13 protein-coding genes and 1 pseudogene are annotated in these 13734 nt (G+C 40.3%); 12 read left to right on the forward strand and 2 right to left on the reverse strand.

From position 1 onward, the window contains the following. Positions 1-50: 50 nt before the first annotated feature. The 3 genes from K3F53_RS09030 (at position 51) to K3F53_RS09040 (ending at position 2922) form a co-directional block, all read left to right on the forward strand. On the forward strand, positions 51-665 hold the full coding sequence (locus tag K3F53_RS09030) for a TetR/AcrR family transcriptional regulator (protein ID WP_057898885.1): 615 nt from the start codon (positions 51-53) through the stop codon (positions 663-665). 151 nt (positions 666-816) lie between these two features. Beyond that, positions 817-2178 (forward strand): D-serine ammonia-lyase, encoded by a 1362-nt coding sequence (locus K3F53_RS09035; RefSeq protein WP_236781851.1) that lies wholly within the window; start codon positions 817-819, stop codon positions 2176-2178. Positions 2179-2235: 57 nt separating this feature from the next. After that, positions 2236-2922, forward strand: coding sequence for a DsbA family protein (locus tag K3F53_RS09040; protein WP_220560565.1), 687 nt, complete (start codon positions 2236-2238; stop codon positions 2920-2922). 227 nt (positions 2923-3149) lie between these two features. Here K3F53_RS09040 and K3F53_RS09045 read toward each other — a convergent pair whose 3' ends face one another. Further along, a complete protein-coding gene (locus K3F53_RS09045) occupies positions 3150-3446 on the reverse strand; it encodes a ferredoxin family protein (RefSeq protein WP_057898883.1) in 297 nt (98 codons plus the stop codon). Next, complete coding sequence (locus K3F53_RS09050) at positions 3446-4753, reverse strand: FAD-dependent oxidoreductase (RefSeq protein ID WP_091260222.1); 1308 nt, start codon at positions 4751-4753, stop codon at positions 3446-3448. The genes K3F53_RS09045 and K3F53_RS09050 overlap by 1 nt, the downstream gene beginning before the upstream one ends. A 158-nt stretch (positions 4754-4911) precedes the next feature. Between K3F53_RS09050 and K3F53_RS09055 the strand changes: the two genes are divergently transcribed. From K3F53_RS09055 to K3F53_RS09095, 9 genes and pseudogenes are all read left to right on the forward strand, one after another. Further along, positions 4912-5667: an SDR family NAD(P)-dependent oxidoreductase gene (locus tag K3F53_RS09055; protein ID WP_091260223.1), complete on the forward strand. Its 756-nt coding sequence runs from the start codon at positions 4912-4914 to the stop codon at positions 5665-5667. Positions 5668-5884: 217 nt separating this feature from the next. Beyond that, complete coding sequence (locus tag K3F53_RS09060; RefSeq protein ID WP_156424041.1) at positions 5885-6139, forward strand: hypothetical protein; 255 nt, start codon at positions 5885-5887, stop codon at positions 6137-6139. Between the two features lie 175 nt (positions 6140-6314). After that, positions 6315-6560: pseudogene (locus tag K3F53_RS09065) on the forward strand (arsenate reductase); the annotation flags it as partial. A gap of 88 nt (positions 6561-6648) precedes the next feature. Beyond that, the gene (locus K3F53_RS09070) at positions 6649-7368 is read left to right on the forward strand and encodes a GntR family transcriptional regulator (RefSeq protein ID WP_057898879.1); all 720 of its coding nucleotides are present in this window, start codon (positions 6649-6651) and stop codon (positions 7366-7368) included. Positions 7369-7470: 102 nt separating this feature from the next. Continuing rightward, complete coding sequence (locus K3F53_RS09075; protein ID WP_057898878.1) at positions 7471-8331, forward strand: DMT family transporter; 861 nt, start codon at positions 7471-7473, stop codon at positions 8329-8331. A gap of 227 nt (positions 8332-8558) precedes the next feature. Next, positions 8559-10322 (forward strand): sulfoacetaldehyde acetyltransferase, encoded by a 1764-nt coding sequence (gene xsc, locus K3F53_RS09080; RefSeq protein ID WP_057898877.1) that lies wholly within the window; start codon positions 8559-8561, stop codon positions 10320-10322. 139 nt (positions 10323-10461) lie between these two features. After that, positions 10462-11085: a phosphate propanoyltransferase gene (gene pduL, locus K3F53_RS09085; RefSeq protein WP_408863344.1), complete on the forward strand. Its 624-nt coding sequence runs from the start codon at positions 10462-10464 to the stop codon at positions 11083-11085. Positions 11086-11115: 30 nt separating this feature from the next. Then, on the forward strand, positions 11116-12249 hold the full coding sequence (ald, locus tag K3F53_RS09090; RefSeq protein WP_057898876.1) for an alanine dehydrogenase: 1134 nt from the start codon (positions 11116-11118) through the stop codon (positions 12247-12249). A gap of 40 nt (positions 12250-12289) precedes the next feature. Then, positions 12290-13648 carry an aminotransferase gene (locus K3F53_RS09095; protein WP_057898875.1) on the forward strand — a complete coding sequence of 453 codons (1359 nt, stop codon included), beginning with the start codon at positions 12290-12292 and terminating at the stop codon, positions 13646-13648. Positions 13649-13734: the final 86 nt, after the last annotated feature.

The following is a 13734-nucleotide window of genomic DNA, read 5'->3' on the forward strand; positions in this document are numbered from 1 at the left end:
AAAAGCGGCTAACAGTTTAGCAGAGAACAGATTGAGAGGGTTGAGAAAAGGTGAAACATGAGATTGCGAAGCTAACAACGAGACAAAAACAAGCACTAGAGACTAGACAGAGATTGTTAGAGGCTAGTTTAACGGTTTTCCTGGAAAATGGATTTCAAAAAGCAACCATCTCGCAAATTATTAAAAAAGCAAAAACAGGTTACGGTACAGCATACGTGTACTTTCAAAATAAAGACGAGATATTTATGGAATTAATGGAACATGTGATGGAGAAATTTTATGAAGTAGCGAAATGTCCATTTGAACCGAAGACAAAGAAAGAAGCTTATGACATGATTCAACATCAAGTTCGACTTTTTTTAAACCTTGCTGTTCAAGAACGGAAAATCATGAAAGTTGTAAAGGAAGCCATTGGAGTATCACCGATTATAGAAAAAAAGTGGCAAGAAATTCGCGAACGCTTTATTAAACGGATTACCGAAGATATTCAATATTCTCAACAAAATAAGTTAGCGAAAACAGATTTGAATTCAAACCTTGTGGCAAGAGCTTGGTTTTATGCGAATGAAATGTTTATGTGGGAGCTTGTTAATCAAGAAGAATCATCAATAGATGAGATTGCCCTTCACCTGACGACGATGTACACGAGTGGATTGTATGTATAGTTAAACGTTTGGCTCTTTTGAAACAAAAGCTGTTCCATCTCAATCATTGACTAAAAAGAAATTTAGTGAACACGGCACTTACTAAAAACAAATTTCGGCTTAGAATGATAATGGTATAATTATTAGAGACAAAATAAAGGTAGGATGAACAATGAAAAAATTAGTAATGGGAAAGCCAATCGAACAATGGAAATGTGAAATAAATCTTTTAAATAAGTTAGTTTCTTTATATGAGGTGTTTTGGAAAAATCCAAACCATACTTCAGTTGAAGAGGCGATGTCAGGCTGCTTTTTGACGATAGAGGATGTAAAAGAAGCAGAGGCTCGGCTTCATCGTTTTCGTTCTTATATTCAGCATGTTTTTCCTGAAACACGTGGGCAAAACGGAATGATTGAGTCTCCACTTGTTGAAATTTCGAGAATGAAACAGGCTGTTGAACAATTTTATGGTCTTGATATTCCAGGTCGATTTTTTTTGAAACTTGATAGTCATCTTCCGATTTCCGGTTCAATCAAGGCGCGTGGTGGCATTTATGAAGTGTTAAAGCATGCAGAAGAACTTGCGGTAAAACATCGTCTATTATCCTTAGAAGACGATTATTCAAAGTTAGATAGTGAATCATTCCGAAAGTTTTTCTCACAATTTTCCATTGCAGTAGGTTCAACAGGAAACCTCGGTTTAAGCATCGGAATTATAAGTGCAAAATTAGGTTTTCAAGTGACGGTTCATATGTCACAAGATGCCAAACAATGGAAAAAGGATTTGCTGCGAAAACATGGGGTGACAGTCGTTGAGTATCAAGAGGATTACTCAAAAGCGGTAGAAGAAGGAAGAAAACAAGCGTTACAAGACCCGACATGCTACTTCATTGACGATGAAAACTCTCGACATCTGTTTTTAGGCTATGCGGTAGCGGCTTTAAGACTACAAAAACAATTAGAAAATATGAATATTAAAATTGATGAAGATCATCCGTTATTTGTTTACCTTCCTTGTGGAGTCGGTGGAGGACCAGGTGGAGTTGCATTCGGCTTAAAAATGATCTATGAAGACAATGTTCATTGCTTTTTTGCAGAACCAACTCATTCTCCGTGTATGCTGCTCGGTTTAGTGACAGGCCTTCATGATCAGGTGTCTGTTCAAGACTTTGGAATTGATAATAAAACGATTGCTGACGGTTTGGCTGTAGGAAGACCTTCTCGATTTGTTGGGAAATTAATGGAGCCACTTTTAAGCGGAAGCTATACAGTTTCCGACGAACAATTGTACAGGTTATTAAGTATGATGATCGATGAAGAAAATATTCATTTAGAACCATCTGCATTGGCCGGTGTTTATGGGCCTGTTTCGCTCATAAGAAAAGGGCAAGATTATATTCACCAACAGAAGCTTAAAGATAAAATAAAAAATGCAACACATATTATGTGGGCAACCGGAGGTAGCATGGTTCCGAGAGATATAATAAGGCAAGATTATAAAAAAGGAAAAGAGTTATTAATAAACTGGCAGTAAAACGAATGGCTTTCCTTAAAAAATCGTTCAGGGAAGCTCAGACTAGGCGGGGATATAATGGCAAAGAAAAAACAGAACGATAGGAAAACTCTAGTCATAGCTACGATTATCTTTTTAATTATAGGACTGAGTATTTTTTTAATTTTCTACACTCTTTCCAAACCGGAAGAAAAAACGAAGGTTTATCACTTTTCGTATGAGAATCAGCCCTACATAGGAAAAGAAGATGCTCCGGTACAAATTGTTGAATTTGCTGACTTCAAATGTCCTGTTTGTGCAAAATGGGAGGACGTTTATTTCCCTTTGCTAAAAAAGGAATTTATTGATACAGGAAAAGTTAAGTTTGTGTTTATGAACTTTCCGATTCTTGGTGCTGACTCTTATACAGCTGCTGCGGCGGGAGAAGCGATTTATCATCAAAATGAACAAGCCTTCTGGACATTCTATTCTGCCATTTATAAAAAACAAGGGGAGGAAAACGAGGAATGGGCAACACCAGAATTTTTGGTTGAGCTAGCCAAAAGAAACGTACCTGGAGTCGATTATGAAAAGTTGAAACATGATCTTGAACATAAAACATATTTATCTGAAATCAAACAGGATGCCAAACAAGGGGAGGCAGCATCTGTTCCTGGCACACCTACGTTTTTTATTAACGGGAAGAAAATAGATTCCATTCATTATGAGGATATGAAAGCTGCTATCGAGCAAGAATTGAAGGCTGTTGACACTCCACGCGGCTGAAGTCGTGAGATTCCCGGGTCGTTTGGAAGGGATACCGAGCAACGCCGCCTTTCTGTAAACTAAAGCAGCTACCCTTGGCTAGAACGAGGGGAGCTGCTTTACTCATGAATGTTCTGTTTTTCATCGTGAAAATACGACATATCTTTTTCATGCCCTTCACCACTCTAAGCTAATTTCACCATTATACCTTATTTTATCATTTATAAATGGCTTTTTTATGGAAATGTTTACGTGTGTTGAAACATTACGCCAGTCCCTCCTGGTGGATACTCCCAGTTAATATTATGATAAGGGCACCCCATAATGGAAGCACCGCATTCAATGCAGCGTTCTTGATCAATCTCAATTCGATTGTCTTGCCACCGGTATACTTGTGTCGGGCAAAAATACGTGCAGGGTTTATCGATGCATTTTTTTAGACAGATTTTCGGATCGATGATTCCAATAAACGTTTGGTCAGCAGGAATGCGCTGCACCAGTTCCATCGGCGCCATATCGGTGCGTGTAATCCCCCTATTTTGCATTACAGTACCTCCCAATTTCGAAGCGCCTGCCAGACGTCCTTTACTGATTTCAAGGGAAGTTGCATTTGCTTCAATTCTTGTTGAATTCTTTTCATTTTATCCTGCTCAGCACTCATATCGACACGAAAATATGCTGAGCCAAACTCGTTCATCGCCCGGCTGATTAAATAATCGCTGTCCTGATACTTCTTTACATACTTATCATAATTTTTCTTAGCGCGAATATCATTCATAAAAAAGCTCTCGTTAATTTTCCATCCGTATCCAGCTAAAATCTTCTGACTAAAATCGCCTTTGGCATGTGCCTGTAAGGCGATTTCCGCCGCCATCTTGCCTGATAACATAGCTAAATCCGTCCCGCGCCTGCCGCTGACCATTGTCGCAGCATCACCTGCGACGAGCAAATGATGATCATAAAGCTGCGGAATCATTTTAAAGCCGCCTTTTGGAATCATGTGTGCCGCATACTCAATCGGCTCCGCACCACGCAGCAGGCGGCTAATCATCGGATGGCGCTTCGTGCGTTCCAAAAGTTCATAAGGGCTCATCCTTTTCTGCGCTAGCTGATTTAAAAAGCCACCGACGATAAGTCCTAGTGTTTCTTTGCCTAACCAGATGCCAGCCTTCCCAATGATGCCTGCAGTCGGGTATCCGACAAATCCATATACTGCTCCTTCATCACCATCAAGATGAAATCTCTCTTCCATAATATCACGAGGCAGACGGAATACCTGCTTTACATATAGCTTCACTGTCTCGGCAGGAATATCGGAACGCAGGCCGGCCTGTTTTGTCAAGAATGCGTTAATTCCTTCGGCCAAGATGACAATATCAGCATAATATTTTTGTCCATTATCCAGCTCAACACCTTGGACTCTTCCCTTACTAAATCGGTGTTCCGAGTATAACAATCGAGTAACCAGTGAATGAGTTTGCAATACTGCCCCTTCACTTACCGCTTTCTGTGCCAACCAACTGTCAAACTTACCACGGTGAACGACCAGTTTGTTATAAGGTGGCTTTCCGTAGGTTTGGTTTGTAAATCCGATTTGAAACGCAGAATTGTCATCAAGAAAATATAAATATTCTGTTGTGACAGCACGTTCCCATGGCGCTTCTTCCCAAAACTCTGGGAAAATTTCAGCGGTCGGCACGGCATAAATCGTACCGCCGAACATATTCTTACTGCCCGGATACGTTCCCCTCTCCAGCAGTAATACTTTCAAACCACCACGCGCCATTATATAAGCAGCAACCGATCCGGATGGCCCGGCTCCCACCACAATCGCGTCATACGTGTCCTGCATACATCTCATCCTTTCAAAAAGCGTCTTTTTTTACTGTTTGTTTTTCTGAAAGGTTTTATACTGCTAAATCGATCATCCTTTCGATGTTTTGAGTGATAAAGGTTGGCTAATCACATAAAGGTCAAGCATTGAAACAACTCGATAGAGGAGGAGAATCCGTGAACACGTTTGATTTGACGGGCCGGGTGGCCATCGTGACAGGAGGCAGCAAAGGTTTGGGAGCGGGGATGGCTTTAGCGCTCGCTCAGCATGGAGCAAATGTGGTGGTTGTAAGCCGCAAAGCAGAGGAAGGAGAATTGGTGGCTGAGAAGATTCGCGGAATGGGCCGCAAGTCCCTTGCTTTAGCGGTTGATGTCCAAGACATTGCCGGTTTGCATCGGATGGCAGAAATGGTGAAAAAAGAATTTGGCCGGATCGATATCCTGATCAATAACGCGGGAATCGGGCTCACAAAATTTGCTCTTGAAGTGACAGAAGAGGATTGGGACAAGGTCGTCGATACCAATCTAAAAGGGGTCTTTTTCTGCTCCCAGGCCGTTGCAAAGGTGATGAAACAGCAGAATGGAGGAAAAATTATCAATATGGCTTCCGTTGCCGGGGCAGCAGGAGCCATTGCCATTGCTCCGTACTGCGCGAGCAAGGCTGGAGTGATTAATTTAACGCGAGCGCTGGCTAAAGAATGGGCTCGCTATAACATCCAGGTCAATGCCATCGGACCGGGATATATTGAAACGGATATGAATAGAGAAGAGCTGGCTAATCCGTCTTTTTATAACAAGATCCTTTCCTCAGTAACAATCAAGCGCTTGGGGGAAGTGAACGATTTGTCAGGTGTGGTTGTGCTGCTGGCCTCTGATGCTTCTAACTATATTACAGGGCAGACAATCTATATTGATGGAGGCAGTTTGATTTAGTTAAGGTATCCAATCTATTTTTTGGGGCGATTAATGTAGGGAAAGACAAAGTAAAGACCATCCTTTCATTTTTAGATTCGCACTAAATAAGGATGGTCATTTTTTTGCCTTTTTATATCATGTTCTTAACTTGATGGAGGATGTTGCAAAACGTATAATCTCTGAATAATGAATAATAAAAAAACCACCTGAAAAGATAGAAAAAAAGATGGTAAACTTGTACAAAGAAGAATATAGCTATAATGATATGAAAAGAGATTTGCAAATTGGACGAGAATTCGAGTTTATTTATAATGGAGTAACCTATTACCTAAGTAGAACTAAACAGGGTTGGATTCTCGTAAGTTCTGATGGCCTGGAAACAGAAAGTGCAACATATAACGAATTACTAGAAAACATTTTTGACAATAAAAACATAAAAGATTTGTGGGATAAAATTGAAATTGTTCAAGTTTTTTTAAAGGTCCTATAACAAAGCCATCTGTATTATAATCGCAGATGGCTTTTCATCTGTCGTCGGTTCCCTCATCAATGGAATAAAGATTGACGACATCTTTAAAGCCTTTCCAGGGAATTTGTTCAGGGGTTACCTACTTGTTCACTATTGTCCAGAACAACGGAACCATCGACTTGCTCCCTCGCCTTAGACCTCCGACATTATTGCTCCAGAATTATTAAATAAAGCTGATTATGTGATAACTCTCTGCGGCGATGCAAATGATAAATGTCCGGTGACTCCTCCTCATGTGAAGCGTGAACACTGGGGATTTGACGAACCAGCCAAAGCTACCGGGACAGAGGAAGAGAAGTGGGACGTGTTCCAACGTGTACGCGATGAAATTGAAGATAGAATGAAGCGTTTTTGTTTTATAACAGAGACAAATGAAAATTGATTGTTTTACTTATCATTTGTATAATGGAGTTATAAATTGGTACCTATGTCATGATGAGTTGAAATTTTTTGAATATGGAGGGATGTTTATGGAGCTAGATGCTAAAAATCCGATACCATTGCATGTTCAGTTAAAAAATATATTAGAAAATCAGATATTGCAGGGACAGTATACGGAAAAAATCCCAAGTGAAAGGGAACTAATGGAAATGTACTCTGTTAGTAGAAGTACGGTTAGGGAAGCAGTTTCCGCTTTAGTTCGCGAAGGAATTTTAGAAAAAAAACATGGCAAAGGAACGTTTGTATCGCTTAAGCCTGTACAAGAATGGTTGCGGATAACTAGTTTTACTGAAACGATTAAAAAGATGGACATTAAGCTGTTAGATAGCGGAATTGTTTCTACGCCTGAGAATATCGAAAACGTGAGTGGTTTCCATGATGAATCTTATTATATTAAACGTTTGAGATTAAAAGATAATGTCCCTATTGCAATTGAGAATCATTACTATCCTATGGAAATTGGTGAGAAATTAGCGCAATACGATTTAAATAAAACCATTTTATACGATGTGTTGGAAGGGGAACTAGGCATTCATTTCTGGGAGGCAGAACAAATTATTACATGTGGTTATTTGCCCAAGGAAGAGGCAAAACATTTAGGTGTTACAGAATCTACTTGTTTGTTGATTACCGAGCGCATGATTACAGATCCAGATGGCAACCTTGTAGAGTATTATAAAGGATTCTTTCGTGCTGATATGTATTCCTTTGTAATGAAGATGTCACGAAAACCGAACCTGCTAGTTTGAGTTTATATGTCCACTTTGTTCGGTATAACTCATTTTTATTTCCCGAATAGGTGGGCTTTTTTGTTATACTAGAAAGTCATTTGTATGAAGGGGGCGTTTGTTATGTCGTATATAGCTGTCATGCTTCTCTTAGTTTCAGCGTTTCTTCATGCTACATGGAATTTTTTATCTAAGCGCGCAGAAGGAGGAATCGCATTTGTATGGCTTTTTACTGCTATTGGGACTGTTATTTATACACCAATTGTATGTATCTTTCTTTTTTTAAAACCGTATACGGGAGAAAATACGAGTTTTGTGTATGTATTAGGTAGTATTTTTCTTCATCTTTTGTATTTTGTCATTTTGCAAAAAGGATATACAAAAAGTGACTTTTCTTTGGTTTATCCTGTTGCACGTGGACTTGGTCCAATGCTTGTAACCATCATGGCTATTTTATTATTTAACGAACAACCTTCTATGCTTGCATTTATTGGTACCGGAATAATTGTAGGCAGCGTCTTTTTTTTGACGGGAGGTTTTACAATATTCAAGGACACCAAGGCTTTATCAGCGATTCATTATGGATTATTTTTAGGTATGATTATTGCTGCATATACATTGTGGGATAAGTATGTGGTAAGCTATCTTTTAATCCCTCCTTTATTATTGGATTACTTAACCACACTGGGACGTTTTATAGTGCTGACTCCCGTTGCCTTGCAGTCCTGGGCAGGTATATGTTATGAATGGAAAACACACCGGAGGGAAGCTATTGGGGTAGGGATTCTCAATTCATTAGCCTACATATTGGTTCTTAGTGCTATGGTTTTAGCCCCTATTAGTTATGTAGCTCCTATCCGGGAGCTTAGCATTTTAATCGGAACGATATTTGGCATTTATTTTCTACGGGAAGGATATGGGTGGAAACGTATTATAGCGGCAAGCACGATTGTAATAGGAGTAACATTTGTTGTGATTGGATAGATAAAGGAAAGTACAATATAAAAAGTCTGATATTTTAAAATAGATCTATATTTTTAAAAATTTAAAATAATGTATTGACTTAACTTTTAACAGGGGATACAATAACGATAACAACTGGTACTGACATCATGATGTATAAATACTAGTACGGATGTCATGATGTTAGCTCCAGTACATATGACAAAAAATAAATAGTCATTCTATCAATTCAGAGGAGGAATGAAATCATGGAAAAGGTAAAATCAAAAATCAAAACAGGAACAAAAGTAAAAATGACACCAAGCGAGGCAATCGTAGAAACCTTGGTAGCTGAGGGAGTTACCCATATTAACGGAATTTTAGGCTCCGCTTTCATGGATATGTTAGATTTACTTCCTACGGCAGGTATTCGTTTTATCGGGGTTCGACATGAACAAAGCGCAGCTCACATGGCAGATGCATATACCCGTATTAGCGGGGTAGCTGGGGTTGTCATTGGACAAAATGGTCCTGGAATTACCAATATGGTAACTTCGGTAGCAGCTGCTTATCAAGCTCATACTCCTATGGTTGTTATTTCTCCTTCTGCAGGAACTCCCACTATTGGGTGGGACGGTTTCCAAGAATGTGATCAGGTCTCTGTTTTTAAAGCGATTACAAAAGAGACAGTACGTGTTACACATCCAAGTCGGGTCGCTGATTGTTTACGAACAGCATTCCGTATTGCGTATGCTGAACGGGGGCCCGTCTTATTCGATATCCCTCGTGACTATTTCTATGGTGAACTGGAAGACCAAATTCTTGAGCCTCATCAATATCGTGTCGATGCTCGTGGATGCGGAGCACCGGAATCGCTGGAAAGAGCAGTCCAATTGTTAATAGAAGCGAAAAATCCCGTTATCATTTCTGGTCGGGGTACGGTTGACTCCGATGGGATTGATGCGGTGAAAGCCATTGCCGAATACTTAACAGCACCGGTAGCGGTTTCATATATGCATAACGATGCATTCCCGGCTAATCATCCTTTAGCTGTTGGACCAATCGGATATATGGGTTCCAAAGCAGCGATGAGGACTTTGGCGAAAGCGGATGTTGTGCTGGCGATTGGCACACGTCTATCCGTATTCGGAACGCTGCCTTGTTATGACATTGATTATTTCCCGAAGACAGCAAAAATCATTCAAATAGATATTAATCCACGGAATATCGCGCGTACACATCCGATTGAAGTGGGAATTATCGGGGATGCACGGGCGGCTAGTGAAGAAATTATGAAACGCTTAAGAGAAATTGCGCCAAACCGAAAAGAAGATCGCGATCGCTTGTTAGAAGTTGCAAATGAAAAACAGGCATGGGAACAAGAGTTAATTGATCTGGCTATGGTAGAAGGAAATCCGATTAATCCTCGCAGAGCTCTATTAGAACTTACAAAAGTGTTACCTGAAAACGCAATTGTGACAACAGATATTGGAAACGTTTCTTCTACAGCCAATGCGTATCTCAAATTTAATGAGGGTCGGAAACATATTGCAGCTCTTACATTTGGCAATACAGGCTTTGCGTATCCGGCAGCTTTGGGGGCTAAAATTGCTAGACCGGATTGCCCGGTTGTTGCGATTGTCGGCGATGGAGCATGGGGTATGAGCTTACATGAAGTAAGCACAGCAGTAGAGGAGAAGATACCGGTTGTGGCCTGCGTCTTTAATAACGGAGCATGGTGCGCGGAAAAGAAAAATCAGGTTGACTTTTATAACAGTCGCTTTGTTGGAGCTGATATTGATAACCCTGATTTTGCTGAAGTGGCACGTGCTATGGGTGCTGTCGGTATTCGAGTTGAGAAAGCCGATGAGTTAGGGGCCGTAATTCAAGAAGCGATTGAATCGAATAAGCCTACGGTTATTGATATTCAAGTAGATGGCACGCAATTAGCTCCTCCATTTAGAAAAGATGCGTTAAGAATGCCAGTTCGCTTGTTAGAAAAATACGCACACTTAGATTATAGAAACTGGTAATGTTACGTTGTTCTCTAGCAAATGGCTCATCATCATACATCGACATTCGTTCATGGAGTGAGGGGAAATGTCGAAGCTTCAAAGTAAATTTATATATAAGTGTAAGGAAATGGGAAAGGGATGGGGTATGATGAGGAAAATAATAGAACAAAGTAACAAAAACCTTACAGAATCTTTAGCATATCAATTGGAGCTAAATACGATTCCTGTAGGTATATCAGCCAGACATGTTCACCTTTCCCTTGATCATATCGATATTTTGTTTGGAAAAGGATATCAACTAAGGATCCATAAAGAATTGTCCCAGCCTGGTCAGTTTGCGGCAAAGGAAAGCGTAATGATTGCTGGACCTAAAGGCACTATAGATAAGGTAAGAATACTGGGCCCCGCTCGCTGCACTACACAAGTGGAAGTATCCCTAACCGATGCCCATCGTTTGGGGATCTCCCCCCCAATTAGGGATTCAGGTGATCTTGCCGGAAGTAGTCCAATTACGATCATTGGCCCCAAAGGCTCGATCTATTTAAAAGAAGGGGCAATTATTGCAAGCAGACATATTCATATGTCTGAAGAAGATGCCCGGCAGTTTCAAGTTCATGATAGGGAAAAGGTGCACGTCGTATCGCAAACGAAGAGAGGGGTTATCTTTAGCGATGTGAAAATTAGAGTAAGTGCTGATTATCGTCTGGAATTTCATATTGACACAGATGAAGCGAATGCTGCTGGGCTTACCAATCAAGATCGGGTTTGGATTTTAAAATGAAGTGTACTTTTCATAGAAGGAGGATAAAGGATGATCATAGGTGTTCCAAAGGAAATTAAAAACAACGAAAACCGTGTAGGGATGACTCCTGCTTCTGTAAGCGCATACAGAGATAATGGTCATGAAGTATGGGTAGAGACTGGAGCGGGATTAGGCAGTGGGTTTACGGATGATGATTATGTGGCTGCAGGAGCAAAAATAGTTCATACACCTAAAGAAGCTTGGTCAGCTGAAATGGTTGTTAAAGTAAAAGAACCTCTTCCTGAGGAATATCGATTTTTTCGTAAAGGTTTGATTTTATATACGTATTTACATTTAGCTGCGGAACCTGAATTAACGCAGGCTCTTATAGATAATGAAGTTATTGCGATTGCTTATGAAACGATTCAGCTGGATAATGGAACTCTTCCACTGCTGACTCCGATGAGTGAAGTAGCCGGGCGTATGTCTATTCAAATTGGAGCTCAATTCTTGGAAAAATCCAAAGGTGGAAAAGGTGTTTTGCTTGGTGGCGTACCAGGAGTAGCGCCGGCAGAAGTTGTCATTATCGGTGGTGGTGTTGTAGGTACGAATGCGGCAAAGATGGCCATCGGTCTGGGGGCGAATGTTACGCTGTTGGATATTAATCCTGCTCGCCTTCGTCAGCTGGATGATCAATTCCAAGGACGTTTAAAGACATTAATATCAAACAACTATAACATTGCAGAGGCAGTAATGAAAGCGGATTTGCTTGTTGGAGCTGTTCTTATACCGGGCGCGCGTGCGCCACGACTAGTAACTGAAGAAATGGTCAAAACAATGCAACCAGGTTCGGTTATTGTTGATGTAGCCGTTGACCAAGGGGGTTCCATTGAAACAATTGATCGTACCACTACACATAGCAATCCTACGTATGAGAAGCATGGAGTACTTCACTATGCCGTAGCAAATATGCCCGGGGCTGTTGCGCGTACCTCAACAATCGCTTTAACGAATGTAACGACTCCTTATGGGTTACAAATTGCAGGGAAAGGATATAAGCAAGCAGCTTTGGACAACAAGCCTTTAGCGAAAGGATTTAATGTAATTGACGGAAAAATAACGTACAAGGCAGTTGCTGATGCGCACGGGTACGAGTATTATTCGATCGATTCTGTTTTATGTAATACTCCTGTAACTATTTAGTTATTTTGATTCAAATAAAAGATAACGAGGAGGCTGCATTATGCAAACAGAGCTGAAAACAAACAAACTTATTGAGCAAGACAAAGAGCATTTATGGCATGCTATGTCCCGCTATAATGAGAAAGCAAGCCCAATGATTGCAACGAAAGGGGAGGGAGCTTGGTTTACCGATATTAACGGAGACAAATACATGGATGGCGTATCGGGGCTATGGTGCCTAAATCTAGGACACGGCCGCAAAGAAATTGTGGATGCTGCTTATGAACAAATGATGAACTTATCTTATTTTCCGCTAACCCTTAGTCATATTCCAGCTATTCAATTATCAACTAAAATTAGTGAACTTCTTCAAGGCTCTTACACAACCTTTTTTTCAAATAGTGGCTCAGAAGCAAATGAAACTGCATTTAAAATTGCTCGTCAGTATCATACACAAAATGGAAACCAAGGAAAATACAAATTTATATCCAGATATCGCGCTTATCATGGTTCAACTCTCGGTGCGTTGAGTGCAACAGCCCAAGCTAATCGAAGAATGAAATACGATCCTGCCGTTCCAGGATTCATCCATGTTCCACCACCGTACAGCTATCGTTCTTTATTTGGAGAGAACGCGAAAAATTCTGACCTTTTGGCAGCTGACTATATTGAGCAGGTCATTAATTGGGAAGGTGCTGATACGGTAGCCGGTGTTATTCTTGAACCTTTCATCTCTGGCGGTGGTGTCATCATCCCATCCAACGAATACTTAAAACGTGTTGCTGAAATTTGTAAGAAATATGATGTTCTTCTAATAGTAGATGAGGTTGTTTCCGGATTTGGTAGAACAGGTAAAATGTTTGGATTTATGCATTCGGAAGGTGTACAACCGGATATTGTAACAATGGCAAAAGGGCTGACAAGTGGATACCTTCCTTTGGGAGCTACCGCTGTGAGTTCTAAAATTTACGAAAAATTCAAAGAAAATGGCTCGAACAATCATTTGCGCCATATTTCTACGTACGGCGGACATCCCGCATCATGCGCGGTAGCACTTAAAAACATTGAAATTATAGAAAACGAAAACATTGTAGAGCGTGTGTCGCAATTAGGCAAAACCATCTTAGGCGAATTACATGATTTAATCGAGCTAGATAAAGTAGGAGAAGTTCGTGGAGTGGGATTCTTATACGGTATTGAATTGGTGGAAGATAAAGTATCAAAAACTCCGGTTTCAGAAGAATTTATGGGAGCTATTATCGCTGCTTGCAAAAATAAAGGATTAATCATTGGCCGAAATGGTGATACGGTTCCAGGATATAATAATGTACTAATTATTGCCCCACCACTTTCTTCAACAGAAGAAGATTTGCGTTTTGTAGTAGATACGGTAAAGACTGTTTTGTATCAACTGTGCTAAGTAATGATAATTAAAAGAGGACACTGTAAAACATATCATTCATAATTAATGAATAAAACGGAGTAGAAATCCACCTTGTTTGAACA

Source organism: Aneurinibacillus thermoaerophilus (assembly GCF_019603355.1).
GTDB classification, from domain to species: domain Bacteria; phylum Bacillota; class Bacilli; order Aneurinibacillales; family Aneurinibacillaceae; genus Aneurinibacillus; species Aneurinibacillus thermoaerophilus.